Source organism: Bacillus pumilus (assembly GCF_900186955.1).
Classification (GTDB): Bacteria; Bacillota; Bacilli; order Bacillales; family Bacillaceae; genus Bacillus; species Bacillus pumilus.
The window spans coordinates 2,358,522-2,377,562 of sequence record NZ_LT906438.1 but is presented as its reverse complement, the minus strand read 5'-3'; the positions used below and the strand labels follow the sequence as shown (position 1 = coordinate 2,377,562).

The following is a 19,041-nucleotide window of genomic DNA, read 5'->3' as shown; positions in this document are numbered from 1 at the left end:
ATGGTTTCTAAAAATGGGAGATTAGATTTTGATGTAAACGCATATACCAGTTCAAGTGTATCAACCAGCATAAACTTTTGGACGCAGGATCGTCAGACCGCAAGGCTCACTTTCAAACTCGCAAAAGATGGCGTACCTTTGCCACTTGCGGCTGTCACGGGCAAACTTGTATTAGTTATGGCCGACGGCAGCCGATTCATTAGAGACGTAACGATAGTTGATAGAGTGAATGGTCACGCCGAGTACGTTTTGTCAGATAAAGAGATCAAGCATTATGGAAATGTACAAGCTGAGCTGAATTTGTATTATACAAATGATCAATCTATGTCCGTGCATCAGTTCTCTTTTAACATTTCAAAGTCCCTCATTGATCAAGATATTGTCCCAATCACAGAACACTATGTGGACGAGTTCGAGGCTTTAAGAGCAAAGATAAATGAGCTTTACGAAGAGTCTATACAAACGATTGATGATCTGAGGGCCAAGTTTGAGGACTTGGATAAGATCGAGACTAAAGAAGGCGCACAAGGTAAAGTAGATGAACACGCTAAGGATACAAAGTTGCATGTCACAGAAGCAAAACAAAAATCATGGGATGCAAAAGAAACAACTACTGGATCACAGGCTAAAGTAGACGCAGCACTTTTAGCAGCCAAGAAATATACGGATGAACATGCTAAGAATAGCGAAATCCATGTTACAGAAGCAGAAAAAGACAAATGGAATAATGGTCAATTATTTAGATTGACCCAAAGTAATGGTAAGCCCATTTATAAAGGGACAAGTGAGACCACAGATTACAACGAGATAACTGATACCGGTCTTTATCTTATCTATAACAAGGGTTTAAATGGACCACCAGCAGTTAATAGGTCATTCATGATAGTGATAAGTTATGGTAGTACTCTTTTACAGACTGCATATGACACGAACGGTAAGGATTCGTTTTACAGAGTACGCAATCAAGATTCTACATGGGCTGATTGGACACGTGCCCTTAATGAAAAAGATAAAATAACCCAGAGCGAAAAAGATAAATGGAACAACGGACAGCTTTATAAACTCACGCCTAACAATGGTAAAGTTGCAAGGGTACCGAATGGTACCGACATATTCACCCTACCTACAGGTCCTTACATGGGGGCACAATTGTTGAATGCACCAGTAGATAATGATACGAGTTTCTATTACATCAATGTGTTGGAGACGGCATATGAACAAAATGAAGTAGTTTATAAGTGCATTATCGCTACAAGGTCTTTTGATAACATAACTTGGATCGGTACGTTTCATGCCCAAGGTTTCAAAGGATGGGATCGAGTGTTATCCGAAAAAGACTTAAACAGCACTTGGAATCAAGTCACACTTGTTACTGGAACAACAAAACACTTTGCCGGAAATCCACTCAAATTCTCGATACGTCTAAACTCTTTACATCTTCGGGGGTCTTTCGAAGGAATACCAGCGAACGAGACTATCATTGCTCGTTTTGCTCAAAAACCATCCGGTATAACTACTTTTGGAGGCACTACAGTTGGATCATACGGAGCAGCACGTTTGACGCTTGGCGTAGATGGTGCACTCAAGTTCGACGGGTTAAATGCGAACGATAACTCAAAAGTAACACGTATTGAGATAAACGAAGAAATTCCATTGTGGTAAGGGAGGGAAGCATCATGCACGTTTATTACTATGACGAAAATTTTAAATATCAAGGTGAAGATGTGATAAGTGATTATGAAGAGATTCCGAAAAATGCTACGGATGTACGGCCGAAAAAGGGTTTATATCTTCCTGAATACGATGAGAGCAAGAAAGAGTGGTTTGAATCAGCATCTAAGGAGTATATTGATAGCTTGAAGCCAAAGCCGCAACCTGCTGATGCTGTCACAATGCTTAAAAAACAAGTTGCCATGCTAACGCATCAAGTAGCACAGCTACAGCGAGGGGGCACATCGTGATATACCCTACAGCAGAAGATTTAAAAGTGTTTTGGGCTTGGGAAGTTTATACACCTGAGATTATGCGTGATTATGTAGCAATGGGCGTCATTACAAAAGAAGAATTTGAAGAGATAACAGGTCTTGCATTCGACAAGCCAAGTGTATCAGTAGATTTAGGAACAACAGCATCTTAACAGGTGCTTTTTATTTTGCCTTCTTAAAGGAGGTGATTAACGAAATGGAGGAAACGATAGTGTTTATTAACTTTGAAACTTTGGATTTAGCGAAGACTTATTTATTTGGCGGTGTGAAATTTTTGGACTTGCTCGTGCTGCTAAGTGTTATTGACGTTCTGACGGGTATCATCAAAGCGTGGAAAGTTGGCAAACTACGCAGCCGTACAGCATGGTTCGGTTACGTGCGTAAAATGCTTAGTTTTGTTGTCGTGATTGTTGCTAACATCATTGATCAGATCATGGGCTTAAATGGAGTGCTGACTTTCGGGACAGTGCTTTTTTATATCGCCAACGAAGGGCTTTCTATCACAGAAAACCTTGCACAGATCGGCGTGAAAATTCCAGCTTCTATCACAGACCGTCTTCATGTGATCGAGTCTGACAGCCAAAAAGAAGAAGAGGAAAAGAAAGCTGCTGAGTAATCGGCGGCTTTTTTCTATATAAAAACAAATTAAGGAGTAGATGAGCATGACAATCAAAGTGAAAAAGAACATGGTCCCATCCATCAGATACGGTTTAAAATGTCCGAACAAAATGGATGCAGAATACATTACCATCCACAATACAGCGAATGACGCAGCAGCTAAAAGTGAAATTAGCTATATGATCAATAATACTAGCTCAACGAGCTATCATTTTGCGGTTGATGATAAAGAGGTAATCCAAGCAATTCCGTTAGACCGAAATGCGTGGCACTCTGGAGACGGCACAAACGGAACCGGTAACCGCAAGTCAATCGCTATTGAAATTTGTTATAGTCAATCTGGTGGAACTAGATATAAAACTGCGGAAAAACTGGCCATTCAATTTGTGGCACAGTTACTAAAAGAACGTAGTTGGGGTGTTGATCGAGTTCGCAAGCATCAAGACTGGAACGGAAAGTATTGTCCACACCGGATCTTATCTGAAGGTAGATGGAGCTCATTTAAAGCAGCCATTGAAAAAGAGCTGAAGGCATTGGGCGGTAAAACATCATCATCTAAGCCTAAGAAAACATCATCAGCAACAACACCTAAGAAAAAAGCATCTAAGAAGGCGTACAAGCTCCCAACAGGCATCTTTAAGGTAAAAGCACCTTTGATGAAAGGTGACGCTGTAAAGCAAATTCAAGAAGCTATAGCGGCACTCTACTTTTATCCAGACAAAGGCGCAAAAAATAACGGCATTGATGGCTATTACGGACCAAAAACAGCGAATGCGGTCAAACGATTCCAACTTATGCATGGGCTTGCTGCTGACGGCATTTACGGACCGAAGACAAAAGCGAAACTCGAAGCACTCTTGAAGTAAATGAAAAGCCCTTCCTCATTGGAGGGGCTTTTTTTATTTGTCGTAATTTCCATACTTTATTACTAACCAGCCCTTTGGTATTCGGTTATTTGTAACTATGGAAATTACTGTATATTTTAAGTTATCCTTAACCTGTGATTACAAAAGGGGGAGGGTTTGACTTGAATAAAAAATGGATAAAAAGAATATCATTGTCCATTGTAGCTGCGTTGGGTATTTCCTGTACGCTTGGAGAGTTTGCAGATGCAAAAACTAATCAGTCACAATATGTGCAACAAAACGAAACAACAGAATCTTTCACCAAGAATGATCCTGAATTATATCAAGGCGCTTTAGAACTTGGCCTATCTGACAATGACATCTTTAAAATCGACAGTCTTTTCGACAAAGAAGATAAAGCCACAGTACATAATCCGTTTTTTGTAGTAATGGCGGCAATTACAAGCATGGCTGCCGTTGTTGGTACAGGATATGGTGCAGGTCGTTACATAGCAAAACAACTGTACAAACGTAAACAGCTCAGCAAGAAGTTTTACAAAAAACATAGATGGAAATTCAGAGCCGCATTAGTACCTGTTATCGGTATTCCCGGAACGTTTGGCTTCGATGACTACTACATGGACATTTGATTATGTTTGAATATATTTTGATTTTACTCATAATCGCAACTTTGTTACTGACAGTCGTAGAGGTTTCTAAGATCAAACGAGAAAATAAATCCCTCAGAAACGAGATAGAAGAAATAAAGAAAAACATTAACAAATGATACTTGTCGGCCGTCCATCCGGGCGGCTTTTGTTGTTTACTTAAACCTCCATTCCTTCTTCTCCTTATCCCACGTCATTTCCTTACCAGAAACTAAGTTTTTAACCGCCTTACGAATTGTTGGCTCATCTTTACCCGTTTTCCTTTTAAGGTCATCCATCGAGGGATTCTTTCTGAATCTGCTCATATTGTAGATGATTCGGTAAAGTTTCCTTTCAAGATCGGTCACACCGTACCCTCCTATAAAAGAATGTATGTTCGATTATAAATGTAAATAAAAAACCCTTCAAGTCGAAGGGTCATCGTAAAGAAGATACTTTATCAGTGATTATCATATGTTCTCCTGAACGTTCGTATGAGAATTTAGCTAATGTTTCATCTTCATCTATATAAGGAACTTTCCAAAATACAGCGATTTGGTTGACAGTATCATTTTCCGATCCAATCTTAGCAGCTAGGTCATCACTATACATTTCCACCATATTATAAGATGTTTGAGCAGAATTTTTTGCATCAAATGACAAGTGAACAAGAGCAATTAATTTATTTGGCTTTTCTGATCCCATATCTTCATTTATTTCTATTTTTTCAATTGAGGCAGTAGTGTAATTATCTTCTACAATAGATTCAATTTCATATTCAGCATCACTTTTCAAAGATTCTAATTCATCTTCTTCACCTGCTACTTCTGACTCGTATACCTGTTCGGAATCTGTTTCATTGTGCTTTGTCAGCAAACCACTTTCAAATTTAGAACTTAGTCGATCATCTTCAAATATTAAGTCTGCCGAGGCATCATTTTCAATTCCTTTTTCCCCTTCATATTCCCAAATGAAATAATTATCTTCTTTTATTTCTTCTGATCTAGCGGAACCACCAACAATTTTCTTAACTTCTTTAGGAGTCATACCTTCCTTTAATTGATTATACTTTTCAGGAGTTATTGATGCTATTTCTGAGCTTTCATATTTCCAAACAAATGAATTCAAAAATGATATTGATAACAATATAAGAAGACAAGTAATAAAAACGCCTTTTCCTACTTTCCTTGATTTCGAGAAAATTAATAGAATAAGTCCTACACAAATTCCTATAATCATTAAACCGGCAAATATTGAAATGAAAATTCCCATTTTGTTCCCCCTAAGAATGGCGCTCTTTTAAGTAAATAACCATTATATAACAATAAAGGAATTTATAAATGGTTTTCAACGAAATCTTCAAATATGATGACCACTCTTCAAGATCAGTCATGATGAACTTCCTTAGATATCAAAACTTACTTCTTTTCCATAGACGATTGCATCAGGCTTGTTGTTGTCATTCTTTAATACATCTTCGGCTTTTATTCTAATAGCCCTCTCATTTTCATTTAGAGGAATCCAGACCATGTTATTTTCTAATTTCGATTCTGGCAACATTTCTATAGATGATGGATTTGGTAATCCCATATATAAATTAAAATCTAAATTTACTTGGTGTTTTCCCTGAGTGACAGCAGTTCTAAATCCTCTCCAAGAGATTTGATCTTTACCTGTGTTTTCTGTTTCATAAAGGATTTGGGCATAAGTGAATTTATTTAGTTTCCCATCAAAATGTTCCTCCAATTCAGCTTTAAAATTATCAGTAAGATCGGTGATTGTAATAACTTTTATATTGTGGAAAACGATTTTCAAATCACCTATTCGGACCTTTTTATCACTTATATCTTTTACATTGTTTAAAGTGACTGTTCCGGTATCAGGGTCGTATAAACTGTCACCAACTTTATCTAATGTCTTTTTATTGCTCTTTTCTAAGTTGTTATTGGAATTATAGCCTTCACTCTCTGTGGTTGTTGTCCCGCTTTCTTTTGAAGTGGTGTTGCATCCACTTAACAATGTAATACATAATAATAGGAAGAAACACGTTTTCATGTGATTCAATATAAACCCTCCGTAACAATTATTTTCCATATAAGTTTATCATAATATCCGTAATTGAAGTTTAAAAACAAAGGGTTTTTGTAGAAGAATGAATCTAAAAACAGTATTCAAAAAGATTTCTGTTGTAAATGCTGTCTCTGCCCACAGTTTGCCCACAAAAAAATATAATTGATCTAAAAATAATGAAAATATCAACATAGCGGAACATAGAGAAACTCTGAAAGCATTGGGTTTCAGTTGATTTTGTTATCAATAAATAACATATCAAGACCATTGACTTAATGGTGACAAAAATTCAAACGATTCTTCAAAACCGAGCAGAGTAAATGGTGGAGGAGAAAAAAACCTTTACATTGTAAAGTCTTTTCAGCATCATAATAAAGAGAATAAATACCATATTTCACTTGTTTCTAAAAGTAGAAGCTGCTTAAATATTTTAAGAAGTAACACTTTGAATGAAAGATTTGATATGATAGGAAAACAATGATGTGAAATAGATGTAGAAAAATGTCGTTTTCAAGCTGAATATTGAAGTGGTTTCGATTTTGTAAAATTATATTAAAAAAACGACAAACAAATCATCACAAATTTTCAAACAATTCTTGATCAAAAAGCAATTATGTAATAATATAGCATAGACATATCGTACACTGACCATATTATGTATTGGGAAGATGGAGAATGGATAAGCTATTCTTCTACATATGATCGAAATGGCGAACGAGGTACAGGAGCTTCCTGTGCCTTTCCACAGTTTGTGCGATAAGATAGATCATCTTTTGACCGCTGCGGATGGTCCTATCTGAGAAAAGGCATAATAGTTGCATCTAAAAGGGACGCCATGTAAGATGGACTTTTACAAATATGGGACAGAAGGAATGAGGGCATGAAGAAGTCCTCATTCTTGTATATTTCAGTCGTCACTCACGTGCAGAAAGTATGTATGATGAGGATTAATAGAAGGAGTGAATGATTCATGGCACAAGAGAAAGTATTTCCAATGACAGAAGAAGGAAAACGTAAATTAGAAGAAGAGCTTGAACATTTGAAAACGGTTAAACGTAAAGAGGTTGTAGAGCGTATTAAAATTGCTAGAAGCTTTGGAGACCTCTCTGAAAACTCGGAATATGATTCTGCTAAAGAAGAGCAAGCGTTTGTAGAAGGGCGTATCACTACGCTTGATAATATGATTCGCAATGCCAAAATTATCGAAGATGAAGGAAACTCAAATATTGTCTCACTTGGTAAAACAGTCACTTTCGTTGAATTACCAGACGGAGAAGAAGAGTCTTACACAATCGTTGGAAGTGCAGAAGCTGATCCGTTCGAAGGAAAGATTTCAAACGATTCACCAATTGCAAAAAGCCTATTAGGCAAACAAGTAGACGACAAAGTAACCGTTCAAACACCTGGCGGAGAAATGTTCGTCCAAATTGTAAAAATTTCATAATCACGTTTATACGATAAACACCTCGTCCACAATAGGGACGAGGTGTTTTTATGCGCAAAAAACGTAGAATTCAATGGACAGGTGCTATTATATTTATGCTGCTGCTCGGTCTTCTCATCAGACTGGCAGAAATTCAACTGTTTTTCACAGAATCTTTTTCAAAGCTTGATATCAATTTAATACAAGAAAGTGTCAAACAGCGTACAGAAGAAGTGGTCATTTCAGATGGCCGCGGTGAATTTTTAGATCGAAACGGCGAGGCGCTTCTCACAAAAGAACAGCCTGCGGTGATCTTATTTCCTTTCCTGCAATATGATCTTCCTCATTTAAAACAAACCGCCTCTATTCTTGAGATGGAAGAAGATGAACTCAAAAAACAGCTGACAGAAACCAAAAAACCTCTGATTCTCAAAGATGACATCACGAAAAAAAAGCTGAAAGACATCAATGATATGAAATATTCAGGTGTGTACGGCGTATATATGAAAGAGAAGGACAAAAAAAGACTTGCCCTCCACACATTAGGCTTCACGAGCGAGAATCCAGAATTGCTCAGAAAGCGTTATCCTGACAAAAAAGAGCTTTCCATCCGTACAGAAATCGGCACTTTTGGGCTGGAAAGTACCTTTGACGAATTTTTATTACCCGAGCAAGACACAAAATTGTTATATCATGTGGACGGAAGGGGAAACCCTTTGTTTGGGATGGACGTCAAATATACAGCAGAGGCTCATTCATTTTATCCTCTTCAAGTTCAAACAACAATTGATGAAAACATGCAAGCTGAAATGGAGAAGGTACTGAAAGACCAGGGCGTCGAAAAAGGCGGGGCCGTTCTGCTCGACATTGAAAGCAGCAGTGTGCTGGCGATGGCAAGTATGCCAAACGTCACAAGCAAAAACCGGCATGAAGCAAGAAATTACATGCTGACTGCCATGGCACCAGGCTCTGTCTTTAAAACCGCTGTACTTGCCGCAGCAATCGAAAAAACCCTCGACCAGCCACAAACGATGTATGACTGTCGAAAGAATTTATATGGAGAGCCAGAAGGAACGCAGGAAGTGCTGAATCTGTCTGAGAGCTTTTCGCAGAGCTGTAATTATACCTTTGCAACACTTGCTGACAAGCTGATCCAAACAGATGATCAAATCATTGAAAAGACGGCTGCAAAGCTTGGACTCATTGATCGAGCTGGCTGGGAAGGGGATGTCTATCATAAGCAGCATTTCAAACAGTTTGATCGTGAAGAAACCGGCAATGTGTGGGGGGATAAAAGAGACAAGCATGTTAAAAAGGCTATTGCCCAAACCGCAATAGGGCAAAAAAATGTCAAAACGACTCCTTTGCAAATGGCCAATATGATGGCGTCGATTGCAAGAGGCGGAGAACGAAAAGAAGTGAAAATCGCTGAAAAAGTGCTGTATCAAAACGGAACAACGATGCTAACCTTTCAAAACAAACGACCAGAAGGGGGCAGTATTGACCGCTATACAGCACAAAAACTGCAAAAGTACTTAAGGCAGGTGGTAACGTCTGACAAAGGAACAGGAAGAAGGTTTCGAGACCTTCCATTTGATGTGGCGGGGAAATCAGGCACTGCCCAAACTGGCAGTAAAGATAAAAAGGGGAATCCGCTTTATCATAAGTGGTTTGCTGGATACTTTCCGGTGGAAAAACCAAAATATGCTCTTGTCGTTGTTCACCTTGATGAGACAAGTGGCCGGGCTAAGACAAATGATGCGTTTTATGATATTGTAAAAAAGGTCAACGAAATTGAAAAGAAACAGACATAGAACATCCCTTCATGTCATGTTAAAATAGTAACGACTTAGGGAACAGAGGCAAAGGAGTGCAGAGATTTTGAGTAGAAATTCTCGATTTGAACATCGTGATAAGCGCAGAAAGGCCAATATGGTGCTTAACATATTAATTGGTATCGTTGTGGTGCTTATTTTGGTGGTCGCAACGAGTTTATTAATTTTTAATAAACCGAAAGACACAGATGTAGCGAAAGAACCATCTAAAACAGCGCCTGCAACAAGTGAAAATAAACAAAAATCAGATGAAGATGTGAAAGATCAAAAGAAAGACACATCCGATGATTCAGATGCAAAAAAAGATGACTCATCTGATCAAGACGACGATGCGAAGAAGTCAGATGATGAAAAAGAGCCTAATAAAGATGCGTTAAAAGACGCCAAAGAAACAGATGGCGGCAAAACGAGTGACGTAGACAAAACATACGAAAGCGATGACTGGGAGCCTGTAGGAACAGAGCAATCCGGTTCACATACAGCAACCTATGATTCTAACTCAAAAGACTGGAAAGAAATGATGAAAGCCATGTCCTATGCAACGGGAATTTCAGAAGATCAAATGACAGTTCTTTGGTTAGGAAATAACGGAGGCCCTCAAGATGCAAAGGGAACCATCCGTGACAAATCAACAGGCGAACGCTACCGCGTGGAAATCACATGGGTAGATGAAAAAGGCTGGAAACCTGTAAAGGTTGAAAAATTAAAATAAACATGAAAAAAAGATAGCAGCCATGCTATCTTTTTTTTAGATATTCGCCTTAAAATGAACAACCGCTGTATACAAAATCCGGTCATCGATCACAGTCGTTTGATGACTGACAGAATGAACGGTCAGCAAGATTGCCTGATTATGTTCAATTTGTTTTTGGATCTTTTGTTCAAGTTCTTTTAAAGACGATGCTTCAAAGAATTCAATTTTATCCTTTAGAAAATCCAACTGAAAATCCATTTGATTCACCTCTCCATACTCTTCATTCATCTTAATCTCTCTCCTCTAAAAGAGCAAATATTTTTCTACCCCTCCCAGTATTTTTTAGTAGGAAAGAAACTGAACATGTGGTAGGATAGGAACTGTTCGACGGATTAAAACATACTATACGCATAGGAATAAATAGATAAAGTGGAGGGAAAGAAAATGGGACGTGAGTTTCTTTCTTTATTTGATCATTGGGCTGACTCTTATGACGACACGGTAAGTGGTCATGATGAGCAGTATGAAGAAGTGTTTCGCCGGTATCCGGTTATTTTAAAAGAAATTGTTCTGCGTGCAGGTCAAGATGTTCTTGAGTTTGGAAGCGGCACGGGGAATTTAACAGCGGCACTGCTCGCAGCTGATAAGAACGTATTTGGCGTTGAACCATCAGACGCCATGAAGAAAGCGGCTCTTCAAAAGGGAATACCCGATGTGATTCATGATGGGGATTTTTTATCATTTCCAGCGCCGCCATTTGAGCCGGATACAATCGTCAGTTCATATGCTTTCCACCATTTAACGGACGAAGAAAAAAAACAAGCCATTCACACCTATAGCAACATCCTTCACTCAGATGGTAAAATAGTCTTTGCTGATACAATGTTTCAAAATCAAGCAGCACATCAAGCTGAAATTGACAAAGCGAAAGCGTCAGGATTCGATCAGCTTGCTGAAGATTTAGAAACAGAATATTATCCATCCATCGATGTGCTAAAGCAAATCTTTGAAGAAGAAGGTTTTAGTACGTCCTTTCATCAAATGAATGATTTTGTTTGGATCGTAGAAGCGAAGAAAAGGGAATGAAAGGATGTTTTTGATTTGAAAATCGCAGTCATAGGTGCAATGGAAGAAGAAGTGACGATATTAAGAGATCAACTAAAGAATGCTACACAAGAAAACATCGCTGGGTGTGAATTCACAACAGGTGTTTATGAAGATAAAGAAGTGATTTTATTAAAATCAGGGATTGGAAAAGTGAATGCAGCGGTCAGCACAACACTTCTGCTTGACCGCTTTCAGCCGGATTATGTGATCAATACAGGATCAGCTGGCGGTTTCCATCACACATTAAATGTAGGGGATATTGTCATCTCTACTGATGTTAGACATCATGATGTGGATGTCACGATCTTTAATTACGAATACGGACAAGTACCAGGATTGCCAGCTGCTTTTGTTGCAGACGAAAAGCTTGTGAAGCTGGCAGAGGAATCGGCTTTAGAGATCGATCATATCCAAGTGGCAAAAGGAACGATTGCAACCGGAGATTCATTTATGAATGATCCGGATCGTGTAGCGTTTGTGAGAGAGAAGTTTCCAGAGCTATATGCGGTGGAAATGGAAGCCGCAGCCGTTGCACAAGTTTGCCAGCTCTTTGGAACGCCATTTGTTGTCGTTCGAGCGCTATCTGATATTGCAGGGAAAGAATCCAATGTCTCATTTGATCAATTTCTTGAACAAGCAGCGATTCACTCAACCGACCTTGTCTTGCGTATGATAAAGTAAACTCAATAAAAGAAGGGGATTCCCCCTTCTTTTCCATACAAAGGAAGGGAATCATATGGCTGTCATAAAGGATATTACAGAATTAATTGGCCGCACACCGCTTTTAAAACTGTCAGGAATCGGCATCCCGGAAGGTGTAGAGGTATATGCAAAGCTTGAAATGATGAATCCGGGTGGAAGTATTAAAGATCGTTTAGGTGATATGCTCATAAGAGAAGCATTGGCATCTGGCAAATTGCGCCCTGGTGGAACCATCATTGAAGCAACTGCTGGAAACACAGGAATTGGGCTTGCCCTCAGTGCAAGAAAGCATCAATTGCGGACCATTTTTTGCGTACCAGAACATTTTAGTCAAGAAAAACAACAGCTCATGAAAGCGCTCGGTGCAGAGATTATTCATACACCAAGAAAAGAGGGCATGAAGGGTGCGATTGATCGAGCCCTTGAACTAGAGGCAAGCCTTGACAATGCCTATTGCGTTTTACAATTTAAAAACCAAGTAAATCCATTGACTTACTATAAAACGCTTGGCCCAGAATTATGGTCCGATTTGCAAGGAAATATCGATGTATTCGTGGCAGGAGCGGGATCTGGCGGGACTTTTCAAGGGTGTGCTGCCTATTTAAAAGAGCAGCATCCTGCGTTAAAAACAGTTGTTGTCGAACCTGAAGGATCGATTTTAAATGGAGGAGATCCGGGTCCGCATAGAACGGAAGGAATCGGCCTTGAATTTATCCCAGATTATATGGAATCTGCTTTATTCGATGAGATATATACCGTCAGTGATGATGATGCTTTCCAAATGGTGAAAGTAGCTGCTGAAAAAGAAGGCGTTCTCATCGGGAGTTCTTCGGGTGCAGCGTTATTTGCCGCTTTAGAAGAAGCGAAGAAGGCAGCACCTGGGACAGTCATCGTCACCATTTTTCCTGACAGCAGTGAACGGTATTTAAGTAAAGGAATTTATGAGGGAGGAAAATAAAATGAAACGAAAAACAATGATGATACACAGCGGAACAACTGGTGATGAAAAAACGGGCGCTGTGTCTGTGCCGATATATCAAGTGAGCACATATAAGCAGCCGAAAGCAGGCGAACATACAGGATATGAATATTCAAGAACTGCGAATCCAACAAGAACGGCACTAGAAACCGTCATTCGTGACCTTGAAGGAGGAGCAAACGGCTACGCATTTGGTTCAGGAATGGCTGCCATTACGGCAGTGATGATGCTGTTTAACAGCGGAGATCATATTGTCCTGACAGATGACGTATACGGCGGAACGTACCGCGTCATCACAAAGGTACTCAACCGTATTGGCATTCAAGCGACCTTTGTTGACACAAGTGATCCTGAAGCAGTGAAAAAGGCGATTTTACCTGAAACAAAAGCGGTTTACATTGAATCACCAACCAATCCTTTACTGAAAATGACTGATCTCAAAGCGATCGGCCAATTGACAAAAGAAGCCAACATCTTAATGATTGTTGATAATACATTTTTCACACCTTATTTCCAAAGGCCGATTGAATATGGGGCGGACATTGTCCTGCATAGTGCCACTAAATATTTAGGCGGCCACAGTGATGTCGTAGGCGGGCTAGTTGTAACAGCGACGGAAGAGCTTGGGGAAGAACTGCATTTTGTTCAAAATTCTACTGGTGGAATTCTTGGACCGCAGGATTCATGGCTTCTCATGAGAGGAATCAAAACGCTTGGACTAAGAATGGAAGCACATCAGCAAAATGCACAGAAAATCGCTGAGTTTTTAGAACAACATCCAGCAGTCACACGTGTTTATTACCCAGGTCTTGATGCTCACCCTGGACATGAACTTGCAAAAACGCAAGCATCAGGCTACGGCGGCATGATCTCTTTTGACATTGGAAAAGAAGAACATGTCGATGTGTTTTTAAGTCAGCTTAAGCTGTTTACGATCGCAGAAAGCCTTGGAGCGGTTGAAAGCTTAATCTCTGTTCCTGCTCGAATGACTCATGCGTCCATTCCAAAAGACCGCCGCGAGGAGCTTGGCATCACTGATGGGTTAATTCGTATATCTGTCGGGATTGAAGATGTGGATGATTTACTGAATGATATGAAGCAGGGACTAAACGCACTAGTGAATGGATAGATTTACATGCCACTACCTTTCTTTTACTATGTTAAGCTATCAATAGACATGTTAAACAGGAAGGTGATTCAAGTGAAGAAAAAGTGGAGTGGTTTAGTGACAGATTACAAGCAGTACGCTTTTATTTTGCTTGCTGTCAGCACCTTTTTATATATTGGTACGATCATACCAAGCCAACACATCGAAGCATCTCCAAAAATGCTGATGATGGGAATTGATTGTATTTTCTTATTAGCAGCTTTTCTTTGTGTGAGACGCGCGATCTTTTTTCAAAAGAAACTGCAAGAACTAGATGAAGATTAATTCGAAAAGTCTCCTCATATACGTGAGGGGGCTTTTTTGATTGTATTGGACAATCGGACAAGAATAAATGTAGAAATTTAGTCAAACACACAAAAATCATCTATTTTACTAAAAACAGGTTTACAAAATGGTGCTTGCTGGATATACTAACAAAGTAATTAAAAACGTAAAGGAGGCTGAAGAATATGTTATTCGTATCTACTTGTGAACAATTCAACCAACAATTTCATCATGTCATCAGCCTGTGGAAGAGCTCGTGTCCTTCCTTTACCTTATACGGTGCACGCTTCAGAACTGTTTAAGTAAACGAGGATTTTACGTATCATCCATTGCAGGTTGGAAGACACTGTCTTTTGATCTGCATTTTTGTGTGCCCACAGGTCAACTGACAAAGAAGATCTGCGGGCTATTTCGCGTGCCGCGAACTGAAGGGAGGTGAGCGTATATGACAATCCATTTATTTTTTATCACATTGACGATCCGACGAAAATACAAAGACATTGAAACAGTTCTTTATGAACAACAAGTCGAAACATTGTATGAAGAAATGAAGCAGAAACAACTAAAGTACATGAACTAAAATACGAAAAGAAAAATGCGAAAAGGAGGAGATTGACATGTTTATGATGCTTGCAATACTTGATTGTTATACTATGGAGAAGGACCAGGTTTAGACACGCTCCACATTGATCATCTGCACATATGATATCCGTAAAAGGAGATTGTGAGGTGATCAACGAATGTCGATGTCACCATATATGAGGTTTCCGTCAGTGGGGCACGGATATACATCCATTCCGCATTCCTTAAAGCATGGATACGGCAATCCGTACCGAATGCAAAGAGAGCAAGAGGAAATGCTCAGACAATATATGTATCAGTACCGAGCTTATTGGTATTAAAGAAAAGGAGCAGGAAACGTTATCGTTTCCTGCTCCTTTTACATTAGCAAATCCAGCTTGCACCGATGATGATCAACAAAATGAACAGTACAACAAGCAATGCGAATCCGCCTGCAAAGCCGCCACCGTAACCACCGCAGCCTCCAGCATAACCTCCACCAAAGCCCATAATCTAGCACCACCTTTATCTAATCAAGATACATTCATAAAATATGCAGCTCATGCAGAAAACGAAATCAATCTGAGCACAATTAATGAAAACGCCTATTCGGATTAAATTTTTTGAAGTTCTGCGAAACATTTTCTGAAAAGATGCCGTCTAATCAATAACAAATGATTAGGACTAGGTCTTAAACTTTGTTAGGTGTGAGCCGATATGAAAAGTAAGAAAATTCGTAAATAGTTTTATTTACTGGTGCAAAGCAGGTGTTAACATTGATTCAAAGCTGGATTGGAAAACAAATGAGGGAACCAAAAGGCTTGTTCTCAAAATGGGTTGCCCGCTATATGGAAAAAAATCATCATAATATCAATGAATGGACGATTCAACTCTTAAATATACAAGAAAATGACCGGATTTTAGAAATCGGTACTGGAAGAGGCATGACATTATCGAAGGTAGCAGAGAAACTTGATCGCGGTAAAGTATATGGAGTGGATGCCTCTCGTCATATGATCAAATATGCAAAAAGAAAACATAAGAAGCTTGTGGAACAGGATAAAGCCGTTGTGACTCTTGGTAAAGCCGAGCATTTACCTTTTGAAGACAGATCATTCAATAAATTATTTACGGTGCAGACCATTTATTACTTGAAGGATATTGAGCAAGTCATGAAGGAAGTGTACCGCGTTCTTCAAGTGGATGGAGAAGTATTCTTATCATTCCAACAGCAGGAACTGATGAAGGAACAAAAGCGGTCACATTCTTTTTCATCGTATAGTGAACAAGAGATCAGCCGCCTATTTTCAGCGTATCACTTTAGAGAAGTTTCGGTTTATCACTATGATACATACATCTGTATCAAAGCGTTAAAATGATGAAAATATTTCCCAGGTAATGAACAAGCATTCTAAAAGAGGCTCTTCGTGAGAGGAGCTTCTTTGCGTGTCATTGAATCATGTTTGAACGAATTAAAAAAAGTCTCTTCACCAGAAGAGACTTTTGTATATGATGTAGGCGCCAGCCAGGTGTGTAAGGAATGATAGTATATATAAGGAATTTGTTTGTCGATTAAGGATACCTGTCTGGCTTATTTATTATATCGACACCGTTCTTCAAAAGTTTAGCTTTTTTTTCAATATTTTCTTTTTTTATTTGACTGGAAGATACATTTTTCGCTTTTTTTTATCAATTGTGCCATTTGGAGCAGGGAATTGCTTCAGAAGTAGAGAAAATTGTAGAGACTTCATTTTTAAACAAAAAGGGAGGAATGAAAACATGTCGGGAAACAAAGGTGTCGTTTATAAAGGAGCAGGAAATGTAGCAGTTGAGGATATTGGATACCCTGATTTGATTTTAAGAGATGGCCCGGGTGTACCGAAAGCCAATGTGGGGCGCAAATGTGAGCATGGCGTCATTTTAAAAGTAGTGACGACGAATATTTGCGGAAGTGACCAGCACATGGTGAGAGGTCGTACGACTGCGCCTGCAGGACTCGTCCTTGGTCATGAAATTACAGGTGAAGTCGTTGAAGTTGGACGAGATGTGGAGTTTATTCAAAAAGGAGACCTTGTGTCCGTTCCCTTTAATATTGCTTGCGGACGATGCGTCATGTGTAAGGAACAAAAAACCCATGTGTGCTTAAATGTAAACCCGGACCGTCCAGGCTCTGCCTATGGATATGTCGATATGGGCGGATGGGTTGGCGGCCAATCCGAGTACGTCATGGTGCCATATGCAGATTTCCAGCTGCTGAAATTCCCAGACAAAGATCAAGCGATGGAAAAAATACTTGATCTGACGATGCTTTCCGATATTTTCCCGACAGGTTTTCACGGTGCGTATACGGCTGGAGTAAAACCTGGTTCAACCGTATATATTGCCGGTGCAGGGCCAGTAGGTCTTGCCGCAGCGCATTCCGCTCAGCTCCTTGGCGCTTCTACGGTCATTGTCGGTGATTTGAATGAACAAAGGCTGGAGCAGGCCAGAAGCTTCGGCTGTGAAACGATCAATTTACGAAAACATGATCGAATCGGCGAACAAATCACCAATATCTTAGGAGAGCCAGAGGTCGACTGTGCCGTCGATTGTGTCGGCTTTGAAGCTTCAGGTCATGGAGATCAAGGAGAAGCACCTGCAACTGTATTAAATACAATTATGGATATTACCAAAGTTGGCGGTAAGCTCGGAATCCCAGGGCTCTACGTCACAGAAGACCCAGGTGCAGTGGATGCCGATGCAAAAGTTGGATCTCTGAAAGTGCGAATTGGACTTGGCTGGGCAAAAGCGCATACCTTTGTGACAGGTCAAACCCCTGTCATGCAATATCACCGCAGTCTAATGAAATCCATTTTAAGCGGAAGAGCACAAATCGCCAAAGCGGTGAATGCGACCGTCATTAACCTTGATCAAGCCCCTCAAGGATACAGCGACTTTGATTCGGGTGTGGCGAAAAAATTTGTCATTGACCCGCATGGGTTGATTTCTAAATAATGAATCAATGAGAATAATCGAAAAAACTTACGGGAGATTATATCCTGTAAGTTTTTTTATGTTCTATTTTAAAATGACCTGTACTATTCTCCTGCAATACATCTCATGTTAAAATATATGAATTGGAAAAATTATTCTACAGTTGAAGTTCATACCAGATAATTTAATTGATATTAAATGACTAGGGAGAGGTATTGATTGCTAAACGTACACAACATCAAGAAATATTATGAAGATAAACAGGTATTAAAAGGGATAACCTTTCACTTAAAAAAAGGAGAATCTTTTGGACTATTAGGTCCGAATGGTGCGGGGAAATCCACATTGATTGGCATCTTGACAGGGCTGATTCATGCCACAAGCGGCACCATAACGATTGAAGGTATAGATGTAAAAAAAGAAACAAAAAAGGCGCAGCAAATGATAGGAATTGTTCCGCAAGAGATCGCTTTATATTTACATTTGACAGCAAAAGAAAATTTAATGTTTTGGGGGAGAATGTATGGACTCAAAGGAAAAGAGTTGAAAAGCAGAGTACAAGAAACACTTGAGCTAATTGGTCTTAAAGATAGAGCAAATGATCAAGTGAAAGTATTCTCTGGAGGAATGAAAAGAAGAGTAAATATCGGTTGCGCGATATTACATCAACCAAAACTATTAATCATGGATGAGCCTACTGTAGGCATAGATCCCCAATCTAGAAGTCATATATTAGAAACAGTTAAGACATTAAATGGAGAAGGAATGACCATTATATATACTAGTCATTACATGGAAGAAGTTGAATTTTTATGTGAAAGAATGGCCATTATGGATCATGGGTCTATCATTGCTTTAGGGGATCAGCATGAATTAAGTGAGCTTGTCGGAAATCAAAGAGAAATTGTTTTGACCATAAAAAATGAACATGGACAAAATGATATAGATCGAGTGCGTCATTTCATACAAGAAGCCGATCCTATGAAAGAAATCGTGGTTCAAGGAAATCAAATAAAAATATTTGATCAACATCCTCAGCAATTATTAAGTCATCTCATTCAAGGAATGACCGCATTAAATATTCAAATTATTTCAGCAGAAATCGTAGAACCAAATTTAGAAAATGTCTTTTTGTATGTAACTAGTAAAAATTTGAGGGATTAGACTGTT

24 protein-coding genes are annotated in these 19,041 nt (G+C 39.2%); 19 read left to right on the top strand and 5 right to left on the bottom strand.

Features of this window, described 5'->3' with window-relative positions:
• The 6 genes from CKW02_RS12230 (at nt 1) to CKW02_RS12205 (ending at nt 4,098) form a co-directional block, all read left to right on the top strand.
• Nucleotides 1-1,662 (top strand): BppU family phage baseplate upper protein, encoded by a 1,662-nt coding sequence (locus tag CKW02_RS12230; protein WP_003216353.1) that lies wholly within the window; start codon nt 1-3, stop codon nt 1,660-1,662.
• Nucleotides 1,663-1,676: 14 nt separating this feature from the next.
• Entirely contained in the window at nt 1,677-1,961 is a 285-nt protein-coding gene (locus tag CKW02_RS12225) for a YomQ N-terminal domain-containing protein (protein ID WP_003216383.1), read from the top strand.
• Nucleotides 1,958-2,137 (top strand): XkdX family protein, encoded by a 180-nt coding sequence (locus CKW02_RS12220; RefSeq protein WP_003216807.1) that lies wholly within the window; start codon nt 1,958-1,960, stop codon nt 2,135-2,137. Before CKW02_RS12225 ends, CKW02_RS12220 begins: the two co-directional genes overlap by 4 nt.
• Nucleotides 2,138-2,181: 44 nt before the next feature.
• Complete coding sequence (locus CKW02_RS12215; protein WP_003216679.1) at nt 2,182-2,601, top strand: phage holin family protein; 420 nt, start codon at nt 2,182-2,184, stop codon at nt 2,599-2,601.
• A 46-nt stretch (nt 2,602-2,647) separates the two neighbouring features.
• Nucleotides 2,648-3,469, top strand: a complete 822-nt coding sequence (locus CKW02_RS12210; protein WP_003216237.1) for a peptidoglycan recognition protein family protein — start codon at nt 2,648-2,650, stop codon at nt 3,467-3,469.
• A 161-nt stretch (nt 3,470-3,630) separates the two neighbouring features.
• Entirely contained in the window at nt 3,631-4,098 is a 468-nt protein-coding gene (locus tag CKW02_RS12205; protein WP_003216594.1) for a hypothetical protein, read from the top strand.
• A gap of 173 nt (nt 4,099-4,271) precedes the next feature.
• Here CKW02_RS12205 and CKW02_RS12200 read toward each other — a convergent pair whose 3' ends face one another.
• The 3 genes from CKW02_RS12200 to CKW02_RS12190 form a co-directional block, all read right to left on the bottom strand.
• Nucleotides 4,272-4,463 (bottom strand): WASH complex subunit 5, encoded by a 192-nt coding sequence (locus CKW02_RS12200; RefSeq protein WP_003216765.1) that lies wholly within the window; start codon nt 4,461-4,463, stop codon nt 4,272-4,274.
• A gap of 70 nt (nt 4,464-4,533) precedes the next feature.
• Nucleotides 4,534-5,367, bottom strand: coding sequence for a hypothetical protein (locus CKW02_RS12195; protein WP_003216447.1), 834 nt, complete (start codon nt 5,365-5,367; stop codon nt 4,534-4,536).
• Nucleotides 5,368-5,499: 132 nt separating this feature from the next.
• Nucleotides 5,500-6,150, bottom strand: coding sequence for a hypothetical protein (locus tag CKW02_RS12190; RefSeq protein WP_231953232.1), 651 nt, complete (start codon nt 6,148-6,150; stop codon nt 5,500-5,502).
• A gap of 985 nt (nt 6,151-7,135) precedes the next feature.
• Here CKW02_RS12190 and greA point away from each other — a divergent pair.
• From greA to CKW02_RS12175, 3 genes are all read left to right on the top strand, one after another.
• Nucleotides 7,136-7,609, top strand: coding sequence for a transcription elongation factor GreA (gene greA / locus CKW02_RS12185; RefSeq protein WP_003216248.1), 474 nt, complete (start codon nt 7,136-7,138; stop codon nt 7,607-7,609).
• Between the two features lie 50 nt (nt 7,610-7,659).
• Nucleotides 7,660-9,402 (top strand): peptidoglycan D,D-transpeptidase FtsI family protein, encoded by a 1,743-nt coding sequence (locus tag CKW02_RS12180; protein ID WP_034620562.1) that lies wholly within the window; start codon nt 7,660-7,662, stop codon nt 9,400-9,402.
• A gap of 67 nt (nt 9,403-9,469) precedes the next feature.
• Entirely contained in the window at nt 9,470-10,135 is a 666-nt protein-coding gene (locus CKW02_RS12175; RefSeq protein WP_050943687.1) for a YrrS family protein, read from the top strand.
• 36 nt (nt 10,136-10,171) lie between these two features.
• Here the strand turns inward: CKW02_RS12175 and CKW02_RS12170 are convergent, their stop codons facing one another.
• Complete coding sequence (locus CKW02_RS12170) at nt 10,172-10,375, bottom strand: YrzA family protein (RefSeq protein WP_034620637.1); 204 nt, start codon at nt 10,373-10,375, stop codon at nt 10,172-10,174.
• A 186-nt stretch (nt 10,376-10,561) separates the two neighbouring features.
• Between CKW02_RS12170 and CKW02_RS12165 the strand changes: the two genes are divergently transcribed.
• The 7 genes from CKW02_RS12165 to CKW02_RS20140 all read left to right on the top strand — a co-directional run bounded on the left by CKW02_RS12165 (nt 10,562) and on the right by CKW02_RS20140 (nt 15,239).
• Nucleotides 10,562-11,203: a class I SAM-dependent DNA methyltransferase gene (locus tag CKW02_RS12165; RefSeq protein WP_003216751.1), complete on the top strand. Its 642-nt coding sequence runs from the start codon at nt 10,562-10,564 to the stop codon at nt 11,201-11,203.
• A gap of 15 nt (nt 11,204-11,218) precedes the next feature.
• Entirely contained in the window at nt 11,219-11,905 is a 687-nt protein-coding gene (gene mtnN, locus CKW02_RS12160; protein ID WP_003216576.1) for a 5'-methylthioadenosine/S-adenosylhomocysteine nucleosidase, read from the top strand.
• A gap of 55 nt (nt 11,906-11,960) precedes the next feature.
• Nucleotides 11,961-12,884, top strand: coding sequence for a PLP-dependent cysteine synthase family protein (locus CKW02_RS12155; RefSeq protein ID WP_003216685.1), 924 nt, complete (start codon nt 11,961-11,963; stop codon nt 12,882-12,884).
• A gap of 1 nt (nt 12,885) precedes the next feature.
• Complete coding sequence (locus CKW02_RS12150; RefSeq protein WP_003216259.1) at nt 12,886-14,034, top strand: bifunctional cystathionine gamma-lyase/homocysteine desulfhydrase; 1,149 nt, start codon at nt 12,886-12,888, stop codon at nt 14,032-14,034.
• A gap of 72 nt (nt 14,035-14,106) precedes the next feature.
• Entirely contained in the window at nt 14,107-14,337 is a 231-nt protein-coding gene (locus tag CKW02_RS12145; RefSeq protein ID WP_003216296.1) for a YrhC family protein, read from the top strand.
• A gap of 445 nt (nt 14,338-14,782) precedes the next feature.
• A complete protein-coding gene (locus CKW02_RS12140; RefSeq protein WP_003216232.1) occupies nt 14,783-14,917 on the top strand; it encodes a YrzI family small protein in 135 nt (44 codons plus the stop codon).
• Nucleotides 14,918-15,077: 160 nt separating this feature from the next.
• Nucleotides 15,078-15,239 (top strand): hypothetical protein, encoded by a 162-nt coding sequence (locus CKW02_RS20140; RefSeq protein ID WP_155114467.1) that lies wholly within the window; start codon nt 15,078-15,080, stop codon nt 15,237-15,239.
• A gap of 43 nt (nt 15,240-15,282) precedes the next feature.
• Here CKW02_RS20140 and CKW02_RS20695 read toward each other — a convergent pair whose 3' ends face one another.
• Nucleotides 15,283-15,408, bottom strand: a complete 126-nt coding sequence (locus tag CKW02_RS20695) for a YjcZ family sporulation protein (RefSeq protein ID WP_003216180.1) — start codon at nt 15,406-15,408, stop codon at nt 15,283-15,285.
• Between the two features lie 266 nt (nt 15,409-15,674).
• Between CKW02_RS20695 and CKW02_RS12130 the strand changes: the two genes are divergently transcribed.
• The 3 genes from CKW02_RS12130 to CKW02_RS12120 all read left to right on the top strand — a co-directional run bounded on the left by CKW02_RS12130 (nt 15,675) and on the right by CKW02_RS12120 (nt 19,035).
• Entirely contained in the window at nt 15,675-16,277 is a 603-nt protein-coding gene (locus CKW02_RS12130) for a class I SAM-dependent methyltransferase (protein ID WP_003216605.1), read from the top strand.
• A gap of 400 nt (nt 16,278-16,677) precedes the next feature.
• Nucleotides 16,678-17,892 carry a formaldehyde dehydrogenase, glutathione-independent gene (fdhA, locus tag CKW02_RS12125; protein ID WP_003216722.1) on the top strand — a complete coding sequence of 405 codons (1,215 nt, stop codon included), beginning with the start codon at nt 16,678-16,680 and terminating at the stop codon, nt 17,890-17,892.
• A 198-nt stretch (nt 17,893-18,090) separates the two neighbouring features.
• A complete protein-coding gene (locus tag CKW02_RS12120) occupies nt 18,091-19,035 on the top strand; it encodes an ABC transporter ATP-binding protein (RefSeq protein WP_003216789.1) in 945 nt (314 codons plus the stop codon).
• The last annotated feature ends 6 nt before the right edge of the window (nt 19,036-19,041 follow it).

Coding starts and splice junctions, on each gene's coding strand:
- CKW02_RS12230 (WP_003216353.1), top strand. CDS start 1: ATGGTTTCTAAAAATGGGAGATTAGATTTTGATGTAAACGCATATACC.
- CKW02_RS12225 (WP_003216383.1), top strand. CDS start 1,677: ATGCACGTTTATTACTATGACGAAAATTTTAAATATCAAGGTGAAGAT.
- CKW02_RS12215 (WP_003216679.1), top strand. CDS start 2,182: ATGGAGGAAACGATAGTGTTTATTAACTTTGAAACTTTGGATTTAGCG.
- CKW02_RS12210 (WP_003216237.1), top strand. CDS start 2,648: ATGACAATCAAAGTGAAAAAGAACATGGTCCCATCCATCAGATACGGT.
- CKW02_RS12195 (WP_003216447.1), bottom strand. CDS start 5,367: ATGGGAATTTTCATTTCAATATTTGCCGGTTTAATGATTATAGGAATT.
- CKW02_RS12190 (WP_231953232.1), bottom strand. CDS start 6,150: ATGAAAACGTGTTTCTTCCTATTATTATGTATTACATTGTTAAGTGGA.
- greA (WP_003216248.1), top strand. CDS start 7,136: ATGGCACAAGAGAAAGTATTTCCAATGACAGAAGAAGGAAAACGTAAA.
- CKW02_RS12180 (WP_034620562.1), top strand. CDS start 7,660: ATGCGCAAAAAACGTAGAATTCAATGGACAGGTGCTATTATATTTATG.
- CKW02_RS12170 (WP_034620637.1), bottom strand. CDS start 10,375: ATGGATTTTCAGTTGGATTTTCTAAAGGATAAAATTGAATTCTTTGAA.
- CKW02_RS12165 (WP_003216751.1), top strand. CDS start 10,562: ATGGGACGTGAGTTTCTTTCTTTATTTGATCATTGGGCTGACTCTTAT.
- CKW02_RS12155 (WP_003216685.1), top strand. CDS start 11,961: ATGGCTGTCATAAAGGATATTACAGAATTAATTGGCCGCACACCGCTT.
- CKW02_RS12150 (WP_003216259.1), top strand. CDS start 12,886: ATGAAACGAAAAACAATGATGATACACAGCGGAACAACTGGTGATGAA.
- CKW02_RS12140 (WP_003216232.1), top strand. CDS start 14,783: ATGACAATCCATTTATTTTTTATCACATTGACGATCCGACGAAAATAC.
- CKW02_RS20140 (WP_155114467.1), top strand. CDS start 15,078: ATGTCGATGTCACCATATATGAGGTTTCCGTCAGTGGGGCACGGATAT.
- CKW02_RS20695 (WP_003216180.1), bottom strand. CDS start 15,408: ATGGGCTTTGGTGGAGGTTATGCTGGAGGCTGCGGTGGTTACGGTGGC.
- fdhA (WP_003216722.1), top strand. CDS start 16,678: ATGTCGGGAAACAAAGGTGTCGTTTATAAAGGAGCAGGAAATGTAGCA.